The organism is Anabaena sp. FACHB-595 (genome assembly GCF_048568275.1).
Classification (GTDB): Bacteria; Cyanobacteriota; Cyanobacteriia; order Cyanobacteriales; family Nostocaceae; genus Trichormus.
In genome coordinates this window covers 3,356,839-3,377,558 of sequence record NZ_CP183473.1, presented here as the reverse complement: position 1 = coordinate 3,377,558, position 20,720 = coordinate 3,356,839, and the positions used below count along the sequence as shown (strand labels likewise).

Annotated in this window: 18 protein-coding genes; 7 read left to right on the top strand and 11 right to left on the bottom strand. The window is 42.5% G+C overall.

Going from position 1 to position 20,720, the window contains the following annotated elements; all coding sequences use genetic code 11:
• Nucleotides 1–16 precede the first annotated feature (16 nt).
• Together aroQ and topA are read right to left on the bottom strand one after the other, a co-directional pair.
• Nucleotides 17–460 carry a type II 3-dehydroquinate dehydratase gene (gene aroQ, locus ACN222_RS13890; protein WP_010996933.1) on the bottom strand — a complete coding sequence of 148 codons (444 nt, stop codon included), beginning with the start codon at nt 458–460 and terminating at the stop codon, nt 17–19.
• Nucleotides 461–918: 458 nt separating this feature from the next.
• Entirely contained in the window at nt 919–3,564 is a 2,646-nt protein-coding gene (gene topA / locus ACN222_RS13885; protein ID WP_010996931.1) for a type I DNA topoisomerase, read from the bottom strand.
• Between the two features lie 449 nt (nt 3,565–4,013).
• Between topA and ACN222_RS13880 the strand changes: the two genes are divergently transcribed.
• The 4 genes from ACN222_RS13880 to ACN222_RS13865 all read left to right on the top strand — a co-directional run bounded on the left by ACN222_RS13880 (nt 4,014) and on the right by ACN222_RS13865 (nt 7,321).
• On the top strand, nt 4,014–4,307 hold the full coding sequence (locus tag ACN222_RS13880) for a hypothetical protein (RefSeq protein WP_010996930.1): 294 nt from the start codon (nt 4,014–4,016) through the stop codon (nt 4,305–4,307).
• 120 nt (nt 4,308–4,427) lie between these two features.
• Nucleotides 4,428–5,447 carry a DUF6745 domain-containing protein gene (locus ACN222_RS13875; RefSeq protein WP_010996929.1) on the top strand — a complete coding sequence of 340 codons (1,020 nt, stop codon included), beginning with the start codon at nt 4,428–4,430 and terminating at the stop codon, nt 5,445–5,447.
• Between the two features lie 196 nt (nt 5,448–5,643).
• Nucleotides 5,644–5,943 (top strand): RNA recognition motif domain-containing protein, encoded by a 300-nt coding sequence (locus tag ACN222_RS13870; protein ID WP_010996928.1) that lies wholly within the window; start codon nt 5,644–5,646, stop codon nt 5,941–5,943.
• A gap of 217 nt (nt 5,944–6,160) precedes the next feature.
• On the top strand, nt 6,161–7,321 hold the full coding sequence (locus tag ACN222_RS13865) for an NAD(P)/FAD-dependent oxidoreductase (RefSeq protein WP_010996927.1): 1,161 nt from the start codon (nt 6,161–6,163) through the stop codon (nt 7,319–7,321).
• On the opposite strand, the gene ACN222_RS13860 is transcribed toward ACN222_RS13865, so the two are convergent.
• From ACN222_RS13860 to ACN222_RS13850, 3 genes are all read right to left on the bottom strand, one after another.
• The gene (locus tag ACN222_RS13860; RefSeq protein WP_044521491.1) at nt 7,301–8,038 is read right to left on the bottom strand and encodes a hypothetical protein; all 738 of its coding nucleotides are present in this window, start codon (nt 8,036–8,038) and stop codon (nt 7,301–7,303) included. The genes ACN222_RS13865 and ACN222_RS13860 overlap by 21 nt on opposite strands.
• 8 nt (nt 8,039–8,046) lie before the next feature.
• Nucleotides 8,047–8,178 carry a hypothetical protein gene (locus ACN222_RS13855; RefSeq protein ID WP_416365148.1) on the bottom strand — a complete coding sequence of 44 codons (132 nt, stop codon included), beginning with the start codon at nt 8,176–8,178 and terminating at the stop codon, nt 8,047–8,049.
• A 175-nt stretch (nt 8,179–8,353) separates the two neighbouring features.
• Nucleotides 8,354–9,465, bottom strand: a protein-coding gene (locus tag ACN222_RS13850) for an IS630-like element IS895 family transposase (RefSeq protein WP_096637129.1) whose coding sequence is annotated in 2 segments (ribosomal slippage) — nt 8,354–8,961 and nt 8,961–9,465 — 1,113 coding nt in all. Because the reading frame shifts where the segments join, the coding sequence is not laid out codon by codon here.
• A 578-nt stretch (nt 9,466–10,043) separates the two neighbouring features.
• Between ACN222_RS13850 and ACN222_RS13845 the strand changes: the two genes are divergently transcribed.
• Nucleotides 10,044–11,015: a sensor histidine kinase gene (locus ACN222_RS13845; protein ID WP_419756862.1), complete on the top strand. Its 972-nt coding sequence runs from the start codon at nt 10,044–10,046 to the stop codon at nt 11,013–11,015.
• A gap of 380 nt (nt 11,016–11,395) precedes the next feature.
• Here the strand turns inward: ACN222_RS13845 and ilvD are convergent, their stop codons facing one another.
• Nucleotides 11,396–13,087 (bottom strand): dihydroxy-acid dehydratase, encoded by a 1,692-nt coding sequence (gene ilvD, locus ACN222_RS13840; RefSeq protein ID WP_010996924.1) that lies wholly within the window; start codon nt 13,085–13,087, stop codon nt 11,396–11,398.
• A gap of 441 nt (nt 13,088–13,528) precedes the next feature.
• On the opposite strand from ilvD, the gene ACN222_RS13835 reads away from it, so the two are divergent.
• Nucleotides 13,529–14,767 (top strand): glycosyltransferase, encoded by a 1,239-nt coding sequence (locus ACN222_RS13835; protein WP_010996923.1) that lies wholly within the window; start codon nt 13,529–13,531, stop codon nt 14,765–14,767.
• A gap of 172 nt (nt 14,768–14,939) precedes the next feature.
• Here the strand turns inward: ACN222_RS13835 and ACN222_RS13830 are convergent, their stop codons facing one another.
• Nucleotides 14,940–15,560: a TenA family protein gene (locus ACN222_RS13830; protein ID WP_010996922.1), complete on the bottom strand. Its 621-nt coding sequence runs from the start codon at nt 15,558–15,560 to the stop codon at nt 14,940–14,942.
• A gap of 30 nt (nt 15,561–15,590) precedes the next feature.
• Entirely contained in the window at nt 15,591–16,361 is a 771-nt protein-coding gene (locus ACN222_RS13825; protein WP_010996921.1) for a pentapeptide repeat-containing protein, read from the bottom strand.
• A 517-nt stretch (nt 16,362–16,878) separates the two neighbouring features.
• On the opposite strand from ACN222_RS13825, the gene ACN222_RS13820 reads away from it, so the two are divergent.
• The gene (locus tag ACN222_RS13820; RefSeq protein ID WP_231865457.1) at nt 16,879–17,115 is read left to right on the top strand and encodes a hypothetical protein; all 237 of its coding nucleotides are present in this window, start codon (nt 16,879–16,881) and stop codon (nt 17,113–17,115) included.
• Nucleotides 17,116–17,467: 352 nt separating this feature from the next.
• Here ACN222_RS13820 and ACN222_RS13815 read toward each other — a convergent pair whose 3' ends face one another.
• From ACN222_RS13815 to ACN222_RS13805, 3 genes are read right to left on the bottom strand one after another with little or no spacing between them, the layout of a single operon-like run.
• Complete coding sequence (locus ACN222_RS13815; protein ID WP_010996919.1) at nt 17,468–17,794, bottom strand: ArsR/SmtB family transcription factor; 327 nt, start codon at nt 17,792–17,794, stop codon at nt 17,468–17,470.
• A gap of 29 nt (nt 17,795–17,823) precedes the next feature.
• Complete coding sequence (locus ACN222_RS13810) at nt 17,824–19,035, bottom strand: aspartate aminotransferase (protein WP_010996918.1); 1,212 nt, start codon at nt 19,033–19,035, stop codon at nt 17,824–17,826.
• Nucleotides 19,032–20,222 (bottom strand): iron-containing alcohol dehydrogenase family protein, encoded by a 1,191-nt coding sequence (locus tag ACN222_RS13805; protein ID WP_010996917.1) that lies wholly within the window; start codon nt 20,220–20,222, stop codon nt 19,032–19,034. The genes ACN222_RS13810 and ACN222_RS13805 overlap by 4 nt, the downstream gene beginning before the upstream one ends.
• Nucleotides 20,223–20,720: the final 498 nt, after the last annotated feature.

Sequence of the window (20,720 nt, the reverse complement as noted above, 5' to 3'; positions counted from 1 at the left end):
CCCCCTGCTCTCCATTTCATCCCTTCAAATGCGCCACTAACCCCTGCAATCCTAATAAATAGCTTTGCACACCAAAGCCACTAATTTGACCAATAACTACGGGGGCGATGTAGGAATGATGGCGGAAATCTTCTCGGCGATAGATATTACTGAGATGGACTTCTACTGTGGGTAAATTTACAGCAGCGATCGCATCTCGTAAAGCTACGCTGGTATGGGTATAAGCTCCTGCATTAATCAAAATTCCCTGATGTTTCCCCAACGCCTCATGAATAGCATCTACTAACACGCCTTCATGATTGGACTGTAGGGGAAACACTTTTGCCTGTAACTTGAGGGCTGCTTCTGCCAATAAGCTATTAATCTCAGCCAAAGTTGTGGAGCCATAAACTCCTGGTTCTCTTTTTCCCAGCAAATTTAGGTTTGGCCCGTGCAGCACCAAAATACTTAGAGGTTGCACTGTCAAGTTTCGTACCTTCAGGCTTTTAGCGACGACGTGAGCGACGATGCTCCCCCCCGGCGGTGGCGATCGTTTACAGGAATCGGAATTAGCTCCGGTTCCGGCTCTGCTTCTGGTCCTAGTAAGGACTCAATTAGCTTTCGTGCCAATTCTTTCAGCTTTTCCAGTACCTTTTCTATATAGTCCATTAAACTGACCGCTCCTGAGATACTACCTCAATTTTGACTAACAGCTACGCAGAAACTGGCGTAATTTTGCACCTCTGGCCTACAACCGAACTCATACACAATTCTGTATTGCAGTCGCAGGCTAATTTTAAAATTTTCGTGTTGTTATCTCTCTTACTTTTTAGAGTATCACATTAGCAACCTATCGGACTGCATCTAAGGGCGGTCATTGGTTATTGGTCATTAGTCCATAGTCGAAAATCTTGGACTGTTGACTGTTGACCATTAACCTTACGCCCCCTTCTTTTTCGTAGCAGCGTTAGATGATTTTGCCGTTGATTTGGATTTAGTTGTACTGGTTTTACTTGTTTTGCGTGTGGTTTTAGCCGTTGCCGTTTTGGCAGATAGTAACTCTAATGCCGTAGCTAATGTTACATCTTCCATTGAAGTCCCCTCAGGAAGACCTACATTGGTCTTACCGTGTTTAATATAAGGGCCATAGGGGCCGTCGTAGATATTTATGGGTGCATCATCCTCTGGGTGTGTACCTAATTCCCGTAAAGCAGCCTTTGATTTACTACTAGTAGAACCACGGGTCTTCTTCGGTTCGGATATCAACTCCAGCGCTCTTTCTAAAGAAATTGTTAAAACATCATCACTCGCTTTGAGAGAACGGTAGTCTTTACCTTCTTTACCTTGGTCATGGACGACGTAAGGGCCAAAACGTCCTAGACTGGCTTGGATCTTCCCGCCAGTACCAGGATGGGTTCCTAAGGTTCGGGGTAGTGATAACAAACCAATAGCCTTCTCTAAGGTGATGTTTTCTGGGGTAACTCCCTTGGGTAGAGAAGCTTGTTTGGGTTTGGGATTTTCATCAGACTTATCACCCAACTGGACATAAGGCCCGTAAGCACCAATTTTCACGTAAATTGGTTCGCCGGTTTCAGGATGGCGGCCTAGTTGGTCTGGCCCGACGGTTTTTTGCCGCAGGATTATTTCCACCTGTTTGGGGTCGAGGTCAGCTGGTGTTAAGTCTTTAGGAATTGAGGCTGTGACAACACCGTCACCGTTTTCCACTTCAATGTAAGGCCCATATTTACCAATACGGACTTTAGCGTCTAAGTTTTCTAGTTCAACAGTTCTGGCTTTACTGGCATCAATTAAGCTTTCTCGTTCTCTGACCAGAGTTTCCAAACCTTTATCCCCTAGATAAAATTTCTTTAAGTAGGGTAGCCACTCAACTTCACCGTCAGCAATATCATCCAAGGTTTGCTCCATTTTGGAGGTAAAGCTGGGGTCAACGATATCAGGGAAATTTTTTTCCAACAAGTCGGTGACGGCGAAAGCGGTAAAGGTGGGAATGAGGGCGTTATTCACCAATTGGGAATAACCCTTATCGATAATTGTGCCGATAATGCTGGCGTAGGTACTAGGACGACCAATGCCTTCACTTTCTAGGGTTTTGACTAGGGTCGCTTCGGTGTATCTAGCTGGGGGTTGGGTTTCGTGACCAACTGCTTCGATATTTTGACAATCTGGATGATCCCCAACTTTCAGACTGGGCAAAATTACCTCTTGGTCTTCCAAGGCTGCTTCTGGGTCATCGGAACCTTCAACGTAGGCGCGTAAATATCCAGGGAAGTCAATCCGCTTACCAGAAGCACGGAAACCAGCGTCTTCTACTTGCAACTGCACAGTAATTTGGGTTTGGCGAGAGTCAGCCATTTGACAGGCGACGGTACGCTTCCAAATCAAATCATAGAGGGCAAGTTCTCGACCACCTAAACCGGTTTCTTGGGGCGTGCGGAAGGTGCTACCAGCCGGACGAATGGCTTCGTGGGCTTCTTGTGCGCCTTTGGATTTGGTGGTGTATTGGCGCTTCTGGGGACTGAGATATTGTTTGCCGTATAATTGTTCTACACAATTGCGAGCAGCTGCGATCGCCTGTTCTGACAAATGCACTGAATCTGTACGCATATAGGTAATATACCCTTGCTCGTATAAATTCTGGGCAATCCGCATGGTGTCCCTTGCTGACAGGCGCAGTTTCCGGTTAGATTCCTGCTGTAATGTCGAAGTGGTAAAGGGTGGCGCGGGTTTGCGCGTCACTGGGCGTTCTTCTACCTCTGAGACATTCCAAGGTTTACCAGTCAGCCGTTCTTGGAGAGCAACTGCTTCTGTTTCACTCAGCAGCACCACATTACGCCCGGCGGTAATTCTGCCGGTAGACGCATCAAAATCGCTCCCAGTTGCCACTTTCGTGCCTGCCAGGGTGGTTAGCTGGGCGGTAAATGGACTTTTGCTTTGCTCCAAATACGCCTTTAAATCCCAGTAGGTACCTTCATGGAAAGCCCGGCGTTGGCGTTCTTTGGTTACCAACAGTCGCACCGCCACAGACTGTACCCGTCCCGCAGATAGTCCCCAAGCAATTTTTTTCCACAGCAGAGGGGAGAGGGTATAGCCCACCAAACGATCCAAAATCCGCCGTGTTTCCTGGGCGCGGACTAGCTGCTCGTCGATGTTGCGGCAGTCCTTCAAAGCTTTTTTGATGGCTTCTTGGGTAATCTCATGAAACACCATCCGCTTTGTCGGTACTTTTGGCTTCAGCAACTGGAATAAATGCCAACTGATGCTTTCACCTTCTCGGTCTTCGTCAGTTGCTAGAATCAGTTCGTCAGCATCTTTCAGCGCTTCTTTGAGCTGGGTGACAACTTTCTTTTTGTCTTTGGGGACAACATACACTGGTTCAAAGTCCGCGTCCACATTTACCCCAAGCTGCGCCCATGCTTCCCCTTTAACACTGGCGGGAATTTCACTAGCTGACTGGGGTAGGTCACGCACATGACCCATCGACGCTTCTACCCGATAGTCTTTTGGCAGGTAGTTACGAATGGTACGAGCTTTGGTTGGAGATTCGACAATGACGAGAGTTGACATGGAATTTCAAAAAAAAGAATAGCTGTGAAGCTAAACAGTCAAATTGAGTTAACTTCGATGAAATGTCAAGATGAAACGTCACGATTGCTTTAGATTGAGCCTCATCAAGACTGTCTGTTGGGTTGAAAATCCTTCAAACTGCGGGTGTAGTCCTTTCTAGAGCATATGTTAGAAGAATGGTGCTGGAATTTCCAGCTATTTCCATCTTTAACTTATCAAAGGCAAATTGGCGACTAGAGTTTTCAATATACCCCGTGAGTTTAGTACAACGATACCTTAGCTTTAGGCAGGAGGCAGGGGAGCAGTAGGGGAGAAACTCTTGCTTGAGAACTCAGCACTCATCACTCCCTAATACCCAGTCCCCAGTCCCCAACATCCTGTGCCAAAATTAAACCAAACTTGAGAGAAAAAGCGAAGAGGGGTTTGTACTTATCCCCAGAGGCAAAATCATGCAGGCAATTCGCCAAGGCGATGTTATTCTACTACCTGTGCAGGAAGTTACTGGAGAAATGATACCTCACTTAACTTTGGCAGAGGGTGAAGTTACAGGGCATAAGCATCGCATCACTGAGGGTGAGGCACAATTATTTAACAAAGATGGCACACTCTACTTGCGTGTGTTTTCCAAGACTGCTTTGCTAACCCATGAGGAACATCAAGCAATTCCCATACCCCAAGGTCATTGGATGGTGAAAATTCAACGCGAATACGAACCTGAAGGTTGGCGTTATGTCGCCGATTAAAAATCCCCGTCTCTCTTACAAACCTCCGTGTCCCTCCGCGTAAACAAACCTCCGCGCCCCTCTGCGTTTTAAAATGCTCTTCCAAAAAATATGTTTATTAGGAATAAACTAAAGTGAAAAATGATAAACCAGTTAACGAATGAGCAAGAAAGTTTGATTACGGTTTATCGAGAGAAGTGGCGAAATATTGCGCTTTTAACCCAAAGAATTAAACGAGAGAAAGCCATAAAAGCGGCAGATCTAGCATATTCTTTACTTGGTAAATCAATACCGAAAATTATCTTTTTAGAAAGCCCTAATCAATTTAATAATAATTTCCTAAAAATTGATGCACACAATTTAATAGAACAATCTTTAGTAAAACAAGTTCAAGTTAAAATAAATTTACCTCTTAAAGAGAAGATAAATAGTCAAATCAATACTGAGATATTCAAAAAGGTAAGAGGAAAAATTTATTATCCTTTTGGAGGTATAAGCAAGAGATTATTGATGTCTATTAGCGAGAATCAGTTTTTATCTTGGGATGATCTTAATTTAATAACAGGATGGGTATATTATGCAACTTATATTGATTATTGTATCTCTGTATTAGGTTGTGAATATCATCATCATCTTTGGGAGTTTTGGTTAGCACTCGCTAATGAGTGTCCCTGGTTCTTTCCTTATAATCATGTTTGTATTATCTGCGATCGCCCACTTCACATCCGCTTCGACAATCAAAATCAACTCCACGCCGAAGGCGAACCAGCTGTAGAGTTTGCAGATGGATACAGTATCTACTCCTATCACGGTATCACCCTACCGGAAAAATACGGCAAACTCCACCCGCAGCAATGGGAACCGCAATGGCTGTTAACAGAAACAAATGCTGAACTACGCCGCGTTTTGATTCAAGGTATAGGTTACGCTCGTATCTGCCAAGAATTGCAAGCGGTTGAATTAGATAGTTGGGCAGAATATACCCTTGTGCAGATTGACAACTCCATTGATGTTGAGCCAATCTACTTATTAAAAATGACCTGCCCCAGCACAGGATTCATTCACGTTTTGCGGGTTCCACCCCAGACAAAATCAGCCCGTGAAGCGATTTGCTGGATAAACTGGGGAACTGATCCAGAGACTTTCTTTGTAGAAACTTAATTTCTAGATAGTCAAAAAGTTTTGTATTATACCATACATTAAAACAAAAATTTCAATACATACTTTACTAATCATGAAGATGTGATAAAATATAATTAGAGAAGTTAAGTTCGGTGATACGTATCTTGTTTTTAGTAATAATTTCAAGCGGCTCTCCGGATAAACATCTCTGCATCAATGGATTCTGGAGAGTTTCATGTCAATATACGTAGGGAATCTGTCCTACAGCGTCACACAAGACGACCTTACTAAAGTATTTTCCGAGTACGGTTCAGTCACACGCGTTCAGTTACCCACAGATAGAGAAACCGGACGTGTTCGCGGTTTTGGTTTCGTAGAAATGGAATCATCAGCCGCAGAAGATGCAGCCATTCAAGCTCTTGATGGCGCAGAATGGATGGGGCGTGTACTTAAAGTTAATAAAGCTCGTCCACGGGAAGAGAAAGGCGCTCGTTCCGGTGGGGGTAGTTGGTCAAGAAATAATGGTGGCTACTAACGTCAATACTGTTTCTTGAGAAAATTTAGTATTTCTTAAAAGCAAATCATCCCATAATCAGCAGATTAGTGATTCACTGATCTGCTTTTTTGTAAAATCATGCAAATACCATTAGGGGAGATAGTAGCGAGCAAGTTGTCAGCCAGACAGAGCGCCCATATATCCTCCCATACTTGCGGGAGAATATCTTGTAAGTCGTCTACAAGCAACCTATTAAATGAAAACTTACGATTGGATTGTGGTTGGCGGGGGAATGACGGGTGCTGTACTCGCCTATGAATTGGTGAAAACAGGCTTTAGTGTACTTTTATTAGAAAAAGACGCTGTAGCCCAGAATGCTACTCGTTACAGTTATGGCGGACTTGCCTATTGGTCGGGGAGTACACCATTAACAAGACAATTATGCCAGGAGGCGCGCGATCGCTACAATATTCTTTCCCAAGAGTTAGATGCTGATATTGAATTGCGAGAATTGGATTTATTGCTGACAATTCCTGCTGACAGTGACCTAGAAGTTACAGCAGAGTTGTATGCTCAGTGTGCAGTACCGCCATGTCTATTAAGTGTACCAGAAGCTTGTGAGTTAGAACCACTGTTGAACCCAGGAGCGATCGCAGGTGCGTTAACTGTCAAACATGGTCATATTCATCCCCAAAAAACTGTGCAAGCTTACATTCAAGCCTTTTTGCGTGCTGGGGGTGAGTTGCAAATAGGTGAAGTATTGCAGGTAATGTCAGGTGGTGTCAAAACGACTACTGCAACTTATCACAGTGCTAATGTAGTCGTTTGCGCTGGTGGACTCAGCCGACGCTTACTAAAATCAGCAGGTGTTTCCATTAAAGTGTATTTCACCCATGCAGAAATAATTGAAACTCCTCCCGTTGATTCGCGGTTAAATACTTTAGTCATGCCAGCGAACCTGCAAAGATTTAAATTAGAGTCTGCATCTACTAAAGTCGATGAATTATGGGATGAATCCGGTAATCAACTGTTACCACCTATATTAGATGCGGGTGCAGTTCAGTTTTTAGATGGAAGTTTACGCTTGGGTCAAATTAGTCGGGTACTGACAGATGTAGATGCTGATATCAACCATGAAGAAAGTGAGCGTTGGTTGCGACAAAGTATTAGTCAAATTTTACCTACATTAGGTGATTTACCAGGAGATTGGCATCATTGTTTAGTTGCATTTAGTAGTAGTGGCTTACCTGTAATTGGTGCTATTCCCGAATTTACAGGCGTGCATATTTTTTCTGGTTTCAGCAATCCTTTAGTTTTGATACCACCATTAGCACAGCGCTTTGCTCAATTTTTATCTGGCACAGAAGATGATATCATTCCCCAATTTTCTGATGTTTTAATATTGACTGGGAGTTAATTTTATTTCCGGATGTTTTACCTCAATGGTATCTGAAGCAATTAGCTCTTGAGCTTCTTGTAAAAGCTGTTGCTGTTCCTGTTGAATTTCTTCCAGGCGATGGGAAATATCTATTAATCTTTGCTGTTTATCTTGATGAAACACTTCAGTTTTCGTCATTGACAAAGCTTTTGCATCGTCTATTATGTGATGATTGCTGATTTTTTGTATAGCGAAGCTGCCAACTTTAGTTAAAGATAAAATCACAAATTGAATTAAAGCCTGAATAAATTTTAATGGTACTTGCAAAATTGACGCGCTAGCTGTCTCAATCAAGCGCATTATTGCTTTGATAATGCTCCAAATGAGAGCTATGGTAAATAGTAGTATGATTAAACTAATAATTGGGTGATTAGTTGCCCAAACTAATATCTGCACTAATCGCCAAAATGTAGGGTGTTGTACTAGCCAATCATTTACAGAAGCATCTATGGCTGTTTTTAGCGCCACAGATGTTGTACTCTTAATTTGTTCTGCCGTTTGCCAGCTTTGTCCCAGAGTTTTTGTAACGGCATCAATAGTTTTATCAGTGGTTGTATTAGTCGTTTCTTGTAAAGATTGCCCAAGTTTTTGTGCTGAGTCAGTTAAAGAGTTAACCCTTTGGTCAACATAACCCTTTGCTGTTTGCCAATGTTGTAATAAACCTTCAGATAAGTTTATTTTTACTGGGAGTGACATAAAACATCTCACAGAGGTTGGAATCGAACTCGCAACCCATCTTGAGGTTGGTTAGTAGGGACTAGCACCGAATCTAAACTTTGATTGGGCAAGATTTCCCAATGATAGCGACGTAAAAGATGGGCTGCAACAATCTTCATTTCCATTTTGGCAAAAGCTATGCCGAAAAATAGTGTCGGCGGCTTTCAAGTTCGCGGGGGTGAAGGTATTGAGCAACACCTGATGCTTGGCTAATTCTGGATATCAGTTGTTTGCGTTCTTCCTTAACTTAATTTCACACCCGTATTTTCTAGTATTTATATAAATATAGGAATCCTATTTGATTTTTGAATAAGTTCCGTACATCTGTAGAGTGTCAAAATCAAAGGTAGTGTGTCTAATAAACCACTCAAATATCCACTTTAAATGTGAAAATGAAGGAATTAAAGCACAAAAACGTCTAACCCATGTTTTGGCTTGTAACCAAATATCCTCTATCGGATTTTGTACTGGGCAATTAGGGGCAAAACGGACACAGTGTATTTTCCATTGCTCGGTTGGTAAGCTTTGATTAACAGAGTCCAAGAAACCTCTAATTTCCTTGGAACGGTGGTAGCTAGCCCCATCCCAAAAAATTAGTAATCGCTGGTCGGGAGAGTTAGCTAGTAAGTATTCTAGGTAGTTGATAGTATTTTTTGAGTTTCCAGCATCATAAGCTTTGAGAACTAATTCTCCAAGGAGATAGTCAACTGCCCCATAGTATGTCTGCTTATCTCGCTCGTTGACAACTGGGACTGCGATTTCTTGGTCACTTTTTCCCCATACATAACCACTTAAATCTCCCCACATTAAATGACACTCATCAATTAACAATACTCTTAACTTTCCTGTTTCGATTTCTTCTCGGTTATTTGCCAGCAATGTTTCAATCTCTTTTTTTTTTCTGCAACAGCATTCTCATCGGCTTTCGGATTTACCTTTGTGGTTTTCTTCCAACTGATTCCTGCTTCGGAGAACAAGTCGTAGTAGCTTTGCTTTGACTCATAAACTACGTCATACTCAAAAGCTAGTTGATACTCTAGTTCCCCAAGCTCCCAACAATCTTTTGTTTGTAGCCAGCTCAACACCTCTTGGAGTTGTTTAGCATTCAGATAGCTCTTTCTCCCTTTGTAGTTTAGTCGCAGTCCGTCAATTCCAGTTTCTTCATAGGCTTGCTTCCAGCCTGTGATTGACCCTCGCGATACGTCTAAAATTTTTTGGATTTCATCATACAAGTAACCTTGATAAACTAGCTTGACTGCCAATGCTTTCCTTACTTCACGCGCATCTGGACACATATCTATAAAATCTTGTAATTCAGCAATCGCATTCAGTGCAGTTTCCTCTTTTAAATATTGCTGCGATACTTCCCCCGCAAGTGTAGTAGCTTGTAAATGCTGACTTTTCATTGTTTACTATTAGACTTTTATCCCTCTCCGTATTATCTCTTGGTCTTGTTCACAAATCAAATAGGATTCCTATAGATGTAATATCTATAACATTAAATACATGAGTATAAAAAATATTTGATGAAGCTAAAAAAGGAGTGAGCGCGAAACCCCCACTATACCTATTTATGAAGCATTACGTGAGCGCTGTAAATCTATTTATATAGATAAAGTTACTGAGACGTATCTCTATAACTTATGTCTACTAGGCGTAGATATAGTAGGAGTTTACAGAGCATCTTGCGGTTTTTTATGTTTATGTCGGCTTAATACTATGTTGAATTCTTCCATTGTTCTGTCTTTCATTATCATTCTGATTACACTTGGGGCTGGGATAATGGGACTATCCATTCTCAAGACTCAAAAAATTCTCAAATTATTCAAGACCGAACCAGAGCAACTGAGTTGGCAAATCATGTTTTTACTAATGATTTTTTTTTCTGGGTGGTTATTTGGGGAGCATCTATTTAACAATTGCGAGGCTGATTGAATGGATACCATTGCTCACTGGGATGGTTTTCTTTTTCGGAGCATTATTCGTGTTTTTTAGTGTTACTATCTACTACCACACACTGCAACGACTATTTATAGTACAGGAAAAATACCGCGCAGCAAAAGAAAATGCTGAATCAGCTTTATTTCAATTAAAAGAAACTCAGCAAGCTCAAATGCAATTAATTCAACGTGAAACTATGTTAGCGTTGGGAACAATGGTTGCTGGGGTTGCCCACGAAATTAATAATCCAGTGAGTTTTATACATGGCAATTTAGAATATCTTCACCAGTATGCTCATGACTTACTAAACCTTGTAACAACTTATGCTTCTGTATATCCAAATCCAGATGTCAGAATTGTTAAGGCTCTTGCTAACAGCGATTTGAAGTATATCCAGAGCGACTTGCCAAAGCTGCTGAATTCCATGCAGGTTGGCGCAGTTCGTATTAAGGAGATTGTAGAATCGCTCTCAAATTTCTCACGTTTGAATGAAGCTAACTATAAAAAAGCTGATATTCACGAGGGTATTGATAGTACACTCGTCATTTTGCAGCATCGGCTTAACTGTGATGGTAGTAATGGCCAGCCTATTTCAGTGATTAAAGAGTACGGGAAAATTCCTCAAATTTTTTGTAATCCACGCTTTTTAAATCAAGTATTTCTAAATTTAATTAATAATGCCATCGATGCTTTAATTTCAAAGTTAGCTACTCTCGCTCCAAATATAGATGAAACACCAACTATTTGGATTCGTACATTTCATTCTCAGGACAATCAAATTACTATCTCAATTGCTGATAATGGTTGTGGTATGAGTGAAGACATTTGTCGGAGCATTTTCCAACCTTTTTTTACTACTAAGCCTGTTGGTCAAGGAACTGGTTTAGGTTTGTCTATTAGCTATCAAATTATTGTTGAGCAGCATGGTGGCTCTATCAAATGTACTTCTATTGAGAACCAAGGAACTAAAATCGATATTATACTCCCAATTAAACAAGTAGAGAATAGCAATTAGGGTAACTTATATGCCAGCCATTTCACGGCTAGGCGGATGCTCGTTGTAGACTTCAGCATTTATCCTCTCTCTTTCCACTAATTCAACGTGAGTTCGACAAGTCTTTTTTGACCTCTCCCCCAGCCCCTGAGACTTTTCGCTCCGACACGGAGAGGGGAGTAAAGAGCTAACATCTCAACGAGAAATGGGGTTTTAAAGCCTCTACGCCACTTGCTACAACGCGGTGGCTTCTCCTTGCAGGCGGGTAGCCGCATCTAGAGGAGAGGGTTGTTTTATTCGTCGAACTCACGTCTAATTAAAACTTAAAATCAAGAAAGGTGATTCTGCACTAATTCAAAATGCAAAATCTAAAAATAGGAGGCTTTTTTGGAATTTACCGCCTATTTATTGAATAAGTCTAAATCGGTGACAGCACCCACACTACTAGAAGCTACCAACTTGGCGTATTTTGCCAGTATGCCTGTAGTGTAACGTGGGGGACGGGGTTGCCAATTGGCACGACGACGGGTTAATTCTTCGTCTGATATGTTCAACTGCAAAGAACGGGCGTGGGCATCAATTGTGATGCTATCACCTTCTTGTACCAGAGCGATCGCCCCACCAACGGCTGCTTCTGGTGCAACGTGTCCCACAACCATACCGTAAGTACCACCGGAGAAGCGTCCATCGGTAATTAGTCCCACTGAGTCGCCTAAACCTGCACCGATAATAGCTGAGGTGGGGGCTAACATTTCTCGCATCCCAGGGCCGCCTTTGGGGCCTTCGTAGCGGATGACAATCACGTCACCGGCTTTAATTTTACCTGCCAAAATTGCATCTAAACAATCCTCTTCTGATTCAAATACTTTGGCTGGCCCTGTAATCACAGGATTTTTCACACCAGTAATTTTGGCAACTGCGCCTTCTGTTGCCAAATTACCTTTGAGTATAGCCAAGTGGCCTTGGGCATACATGGGGTTATTCCAAGGACGAATTACATCTTGATTAGGCGATGGTTCTTCTGGGATATCTGCTAAAACTTCGGCAATGGTTTTACCTGTGATGGTCATACAGTCGCCGTGGAGTAAACCATGCACGAGTAACATTTTCATGACTTGGGGTATACCACCAGCTTTGTGCAGGTCTGTAGCCACATATCTACCGCTTGGTTTCAAGTCGCACAAAACGGGGACACGACCACGAATAGTTTCAAAGTCGTCCAGATTTAGTTCTACACCAGCCGCACGGGCGATCGCTAGAAAATGTAACACCGCATTAGTAGAACCACCCACAGCCATAATTACAGATATGGCGTTTTCTATGGACTTACGAGTGATAATCTGTCTGGGTAATAATTGATGACGAATCGCCTCTACCAATACCTTGGCTGATTCTTCCGTACTATCAGCTTTTTCGTCATCTTCTGCCGCCATTGTAGACGAATAGGGCAAACTCATCCCCAGTGCTTCAAAAGCAGAGGACATGGTATTTGCTGTGTACATCCCACCGCAGGAACCTGCACCAGGACAAGCATTGCGTTCTACTGCTAACAGTTCATTTTCGTCAATTTTACCGGCGCTGTACTCACCAACAGCCTCAAAAGAACTGACAACAGTTAAATCTTTACCGTTGTAATGTCCGGGTTTAATTGTGCCACCGTAAACAAAGATAGCAGGGATATTTATCCGGGCGATCGCAATCATTGCCCCTGGCATATTCTTATCACAGCCACCAATGGCAATTACCCCGTCTAAACTTTGCCCATTACAAACGGTTTCAATGGAGTCAGCGATTACTTCTCGTGATACCAGGGAATATTTCATCCCTTCGGTTCCCATCGAAATCCCATCACTAATCGTAATTGTACCGAATATTTGCGGCTTTGCTCCAGCAGTATTTATACCAGCTTCTGCCCTTTGTGCTAGTTGATTTATCCCCATATTACACGGGGTAATCGTGCTGTAACCATTGGCAACACCTACAATGGCTTTGGTAAAATCTGCATCCTGAAAACCAACAGCCCGCAGCATTGCTCTGTTAGGCGATCGCTGTACCCCTTGTGTGATAGCCTTGCTTCTAAAATTCTCCGACATCGTTTTTCCTTCTGTGCCTTCATCGCTTGTGTTGCGATTGTATTACCTGTATTTTCTCATGCAGATGATGTACTAATTTGCATCCATCTTGAAAGAAAATTCATCTGCTTACCATCACCTATAGTCTAGATTGATGATGATTTGTCATCTAGTCAAATTCACATATATGTATATTTGTCAATAGATAAATCGTAAATTGTATAATAATTCAAATAACAACATTACATTCGTGATTCAACAGCATTATAGATAAATCTAGTGCCTAGTAACGTCTTTGAGTCGGGAAAATTTAGATACAGAGATAAAATACTTGTATCCGATAGCTGATTTCACCGAGAAAAATATTGAAGATTTCATGAAGAATATCTACTGACTCTATGTATACTTAAGCAGATACAGTTAATGTCATAAAAGAATCTTCTACCACCTGAATTCTAATACATGAGTATCAATAAAACTCAGTCATTGTTGCCAGTACCCGCAGGTAATTTACAAGTTCCTGAGTTTCCACCTAGTGATTCGGGTGTGACTGGTCAACCCATCCAGTTTTCTCTCATTATTCCTACTTATAAAGAGAGCGGGAATATTAGGAATGTCATTGAGAGATTAAGTCAGATACTGGATGAGTTTATACCGGGAGATTATGAACTGATTGTAGTAGATGATGATAGCCCAGATGGCACTTGGGAGGTAGCCCTATCTTTGACGGCAGAATATCCACAGTTACGAGTGATGCGACGGCAGGAAGAAAGAGGACTATCTACAGCCGTAATTCGTGGGTGGCAAGTAGCTAGAGGTAGCATTTTAGGGGTCATTGATGGAGATTTGCAGCATCCACCCCATGTATTGCTGGAACTTTTAAGTAAAATCCATAGGGGTGCAGATTTAGCTGTAGCTAGTCGTCACGTAGATGGCGGTGGTGTAAGTAGCTGGAGTTTTATCAGACGTTTTTTGTCTCGTGGGGCGCAATTATTAGGACTAGTCATTCTACCCAGTGTATTGGGTAGGGTTTCTGACCCGATGAGTGGTTATTTTATGGTGCGGCGCAACTGTATTACCAATGCCACCTTTAATCCGGTAGGATACAAAATTTTATTAGAAGTGATTGGGCGAGGTAAAGTAGACGAAATTGCCGAAGCGGGTTATGTATTCTGTGAACGCCAAGAAGGTGAGAGCAAAGTTACTTGGAAGCAGTATGTAGATTACATCCACCATTTAATTCGCTTGCGAGTCTCCACCGGCAGATTGCAAAGGATTCATCAAAGCTTTCCCTTGGATAAATTCATCCGTTTTGGTTTGGTAGGGTTGAGTGGTGTATTTGTAGATATGGTAATACTTTACCTACTAAGTGACCCATCAACACTAGCCTGGCCACTGACCCGCAGTAAAATTATTGCTTCAGAAATAGCGATTTTCAACAATTTTCTCTGGAATGATGCCTGGACATTTGCCGACGTATCAATGCAGCAAAGAGGTTGGAATCAACGTGTGAAGCGATTTTTAAAATTTAATATTGTTTGTCTAGCCGGGGTAGTGCTGAATGTACTGATATTGAATATTATCTTTAATTATCTCATTCCTAACCGCTATATTGCCAACCTGATTGCGATCGCCATAGCCACTGTTTGGAACTTCTGGGTAAACTTGCGCCTCAGTTGGCGAGTCACTCAAGTCAAATAAGTATAGCAATCCGATTTGATTTCTGAATCACTCGTAGAGGTAAGGGACTGGGGACTGGGGAAGGTGGGGCCCCCTCTGGGGATAAGGGGTAATGGGGATTGGGAAGAAAGCAATAAATGTGTACTGAGTTTTATTCAAAAATCAAATATGAGTTCTATAGAATGTGCTGTGATTAAATCATCCAGGCTGCTTGAAAAAATTCTTGTTCGCAAAGCATGGCGTAGCGATAAGTTGAACTGGTTAAGGTATTAGCAGTAGCATAGTTTTCTACTAAACTTTCCAATTGTTGTACTAATGGTAGAAAATCAGCACTACAGTAAGTCCGAATCCAATCAGCGTATTGATGATTAGGAATACCATTCTTAGCTAACTGTTCTCCCAAAAAAGCATACAGACGCATACAAGGAGACATGGCCGCAGCAGTTAAACCTACATCTCCACCCCAAGCAGTAGCCAACAAAAAATCGGTATAGCGACGGGTAGCCACTCCTGGTTGCACAGAATGTAAATCAACTCCCCATTGGACTGCGTAGCTTTCATGTAGACGCATCTCTGCCAATACACCACCAGCTAAATTGTGAAACGTAGTAAAACCTATCCAGTCTGGTGATTTAGCCGCAGCAATACTGTAAGCACGGGCGAAGGCTGCTAAGAAAAAAGCATCCTGCCCTACATAATAAGCAAATTTTTGCTCCTCCAGGCTACCATTACCAATACCTTGAACAAAAGGATGCTCTAGGCAAGCTGCGGCTAAATCTTGATTTGCTGTCCAAAGTTGATTTGAGAAAGTCAAGTCGCTTACCTCCAATTCAAAATTAAGCATTCAAAATGGTAGGAACTGTAGCAATACTGAACCTAGACTGCCTAAAAAGTCGAAAAAACTGGGTTTACCGGCACTTAACTTTTCTGTGTATGGTGTTTGTAGTTCTTTGATGAAAGCTTGGGCTGTTTGTATTCCTGTGGCGTTATCTTGAGAGGTAAAGAGTTTTTCTGCGGTTTGGGCATCTTGGGCTGCACCTTGGCGGTCAAATAGCTGGTATCGAGCAATACCACGGGCTAAATATGCACCAGCGTATTCTGGTTTAGATGCGATCGCCTGGTTAAAATAATTAATAGCCTGTTGTTGATTGCCTTTTTGTGCCTCTGCTACACCCAAAGCATAAAATTCGTCTGGTGTCGCAATTTGCAATGGTATCCCTAACGCACCTTGAAAGTTAGTTCCCTGCAAATATGCACCAGTAAATTCGGCATTACTTAAAAATGTACTTCTTAAATCAGCACCGGCTAAATTTGCTCCACCGAGTTTGGCTTCACTCAAGTTCACCCCAAATAAACCCGCACCACTTAAGTTTGCGCCGCGCAAATCAGCACCACTCAAATTTGCCCGGCTCAGATTTGCACCCGCAAGGTTAGCGCCGCTTAAATTGGCTCCAGTTAAGTCAGCCATCACTAAACCAGCACCACTCAAGTCACAGTTTTGACATTGCTTAGTTGCCAACAACTGTCTAATATGTTCTTGATTTGCGGCTTGGGCAATATTGGTCAAACTAATTGTAGTTATAAAAGTAGTAGCAATAAAAATTAGGTTTTTCATCGTCGGTTTCAGAGTTTTTCTACTCAGTACTCAATCGCTTATAATATGAGTCACTTGAGCAGTTTGCCCTCCGTATAGACCGATATAAAGCAATTAGGACTTACGCACTGAACCAAAAAACTCTTCTGAGGGTGGTCAATAGTCCACAGTCCAAAAACCTTGATTTTGATTATTGACTGTGAGGCAGTCGCATTCTTCTATCAGGTTCAGTAAGATAAAGCGTATAACCCTTTTTACAAGGTCGTTTCAGACTTAAACGGATTTTTAATAGAGAATGTCAAGATATAATCCCTAATAGGGATTGAAACTCTTAAAACTTGTAATTAATAGAAAGTATCAAGATACAATCCCTATTAGGGAAAGAAACTCCCACAACTTCTAAGACGACCAGCTAATTTTCACAAGGAAATTAACAAATTAAAAATCCCCTTACGGGATTGAAACTATGCTAAGTGTCACAAAACCAAGCTTCGGATTGAGAATAAGAAATATCGCTGCCCCTAAAGAAAATGAGCAAATGAGGGCCATTACTTATAGTATGGATTTGCTAATCCCTGGCTTATATATTTGGTTGCCAGCCTTTAGTGTTCGGATTGGTGGTAGTGTACCGGATGATCATCCTTACAAATATCCAGGAATAATTCACAGTGATACCGGAATTGCTTTAGTATTACCAGGGTATAGGATTTTCTCGACCTACCAGGGCAACTATGACCCTAAACAAGCATCTGATACAGGGACTTCCAGCTTTTAGTACTACTGTCTTAGACTCAAGCGCATTTGAAACAACGATGACTAGTGCAGGGTACTCAAAATCAGGAAGCGCGCCAGCACAAGGAAATAGAGTAAAAGTCTGGTGGATTCATAGTAGTTATCCGAGAGTTGAGTCAATATATAGTCCAGACCAAAAGTTGGTAATAACTGCGTATCACGTTGTTTAGAACTACCTCAACCCCTCATTAAATAAGTGAGGGGTTGTTTACTATAGAACTAGTATTTGATTTCTGAAATATAAGTAGGGTGGGCAATGCCCACCCTACTGCAAAGGAATTTAGTTATATAAATCCCTATACCCTTGCCCAGCGTCAGTCCTAACCTATTATCGGCTACTTATTATCACAGCAGCGTGCAGGTAATACTTGCCCAAAGTGTTGGTAATCTGTCAAATACTTTTCTAACACAGCAAATTGAGGCAAATTCAGACTGTAATAAATCCAGCGCCCTTGTTGACGGGAGTTAACTAAACTAGCTTCTTTGAGAGTTTTGAGGTGAAAAGACAGTTTTGATTGACTTACCCCCAAAGCTTCGCACAAGTCACAGACGCACAATTCTCGCTGACGAAGTAATTCCAAGACATTAATCCTGATAGGATCAGAAAGAGCATGGAAACCGGCAGCGATGAAATGAGGAACGGTAGCAGTGGGGGTTTGCATGAATGAAAGTCAATAAAGGGCTGCTATCTCTATTCTGGGGCAGAAACGAGAGCTTCTGGACGATAACGGATGCCAGCTTGCTTAATTCGGTCTAAGGCTTCACCTAAACGATCGCAATCTGCAATTAAGCTTATCCGCACATATCCCTCCCCGGCAACCCCAAAGGCATTACCAGGGGTGACGACAACGCCTGTTTGTTGCAACAAGTTGAGGGCGAAATCCGTTGAACCCATACCCACAGGACATTTCACCCACAGATACATGGTGGCTTTGGTCTTGGGAACATCCCAGCCCAACTCGCCTAATCCTTGGATGAGGAAATCCCGACGGGTGCGGTAGCGTTGTTGTACTTCGTGCAGATAAATATCTGGTAGTTGTAAGGCTGTTTCGGCGGCTGTTTGCAAGGCGGCGAAAATGCCATAGTCCAGGTTGGTTTTGAGTGTCCGCAAGCCTTGAATTACATGACGATTCCCCACAACAAAGCCCACACGCCAACCAGCCATATTGTAGGTTTTCGATAAGGTGTGGAACTCCACGCCGATATCTTTTGCGCCAGGAATTTCTAGTAAGCTGGTGGGTTGATAGCCATCAAAGGCTAACTCGGCATAACACAAATCATGCACCAAGAGAATTTCGTATTTGCGGGCAAATGCCACAATTTCCTCGAAAAATTCACGGGGTGCAGTTGCGCCTGTGGGGTTGCTGGGATAGTTAAAGTATAATATTTTGGCTTTTCTGGCAACTTCTTCAGGAATGGCGGTTAAATCAATTAACCAGTCATTCTCAGGTTTAAGAATTAAGCTGTGGACTGTACCCCCAGCGATTACCGGGCCACGAAAATGGGCGGGGTAGGCGGGAGAAGGAACCAGCACCACATCGCCAGGGTTCACATAGGCGATCGCTAAATGAGATAATCCTTCTTTAGAACCGAGTAGGGGTAAGGCTTCACTATCAGGGTCTAGTACAACCCCATAGCGGCGATTGTACCAGTTAGTAATGGCACGGCGGAAACTTGCTGTACCTTCAAAGGGAGGGTAACCGTGATTTTTGGGGTCTTGCAAAGCTTGGATAGCCGCATCTACCACTGGTTGTGGCGTCGCGCCATCAGGATTCCCCATCCCCAAATCTATTAAATCAATTCCTTGCTCCCTTGCCTTAGCTTTCAGCTCGTCAAGACGGGCAAATACATAAGGTGGTAGTTGCTGTATCCTATCTGCTGGCGTAATCCAATCGAAACTCATTCCTCAACCTCGTCACTTATTCCCCTGGTGGAGACACGATGAACTGAGTCTCTACTATCTGTTGGTGCAGTGGTAGAAACCATCGCTGCCATTAACTGTTCCAACACAACTTTGAATGGTAGACGATGAATGTCAGATTGAGGTGTTAAAGCGATTTCGGCGGCTGTTTGTAACTCGCCTAAGGTAATATTACCCAACCCCAAGTCTCCTAATTTTTGTGGCAGTCCAATCTCTGCATAAAACTTTAATAGTTGTTGTCGTGAGGCGGCTGCTAATTGATTACCTTGTACCATTTCTTCCAGACGCAGCTGTACCAAAATACCGTAGGCAACTTTTTCACCGTGGATACTACTGTGTCCGGCAATGTGGGTTAAACCATTATGGACTGCATGGGCGGCTACTGTACGGCACTGCGCCCCACCGAGTCCACCGATGACACCAGCTAGTAAAACTGTGGCATCAACAACTTCCCGCCAAGCTTCACTACCTGGTTGTTGTAAGGCAATTGCCGACTTTTGGAATAAAATATCGCGTAAAACTCGCGCTTGTTGGACTGCGGAGATAATTAAAGTTTGTTCTAAATGCCCACTACTAACAGAAGCTTCATACCATTTAGCGATCGCATCCCCAATCCCTGCCACTAGTGTATGTTGTGGTGCAGTTTGGATCAAGTCGTAGTCAAGTATCAGCAAGTCGGGACAGCGAGATAAAGCCACATCGTAAAGAAACGCCCCGTCCTCAGAATATACATTTGATAGCGCCGTCCAAGCGGCACAGGTAGCTGCCGATGTGGGAATTGTGACTATAGGTATATCTAACTGATGGGCAACTAACTTTGCTGTATCTAAAGCTTTGCCCCCACCAATCCCGATAATCGTATCGGCTTTATGTTCTTTGGCTGCTTTCCTCAAGGCTTTTAAGCTAACTTCCGCACAATCTGCACCATAAGAGGCTTGGGCAACGTGCAGATTCTGGGCTTCTAAAATTGGCTGTAGTTTCTCTTGGCTGATAGCAACGGTGCTATTACCTGCCACAATTAAAGGACGACTGCCCAATTTGGCAATTTCTGTGGCGGCTACCTGCAATATATTACAGCCACGGATAACTTTTGCCGGGGCAACCGCGAGGGTGATTAATGAACTAGCAGTTTGATTAGACAAGGTTTGATTAGATAATTGATTAGGCATATACTCTAGTTTGCCAAAAACCTTGATATATCTTAATAAAATTAGACTAATTAGAACTTATATCAGTTTCCCCAGAGAAGGGAAACGCTTGTCAGAACATGATTAGCGGGATTGCCTGAAATTAAATATTGCCCATTATCCTTAAATTCTGAACTACCAAACTTTGGAATAAACATATAGTTATTAACAATACCACTGTCAGAATACTCAGCCAAAGTATTGTTATTGATAAAAGCGGCGGGAAACTCCATCCCTCAGAACGCGGGACACTGCACGAACGTGGGTGGTCGAGGTTGCTCAAAGCGCCGACGCAGGTAATAGTCCAATTACCTATTACCAATTACCTATTACCAGATTCCTCATCTGTGGGTGAGGAATTTCATCACCCATGAATGACACGTTGATTAAATTTAGGTAAATAACATCTTAATCTAAAAATAACAAAAATTGTATATGAAAATACAAAAAACTCGTGCGCTCGTCATATTCGGTAAAAGA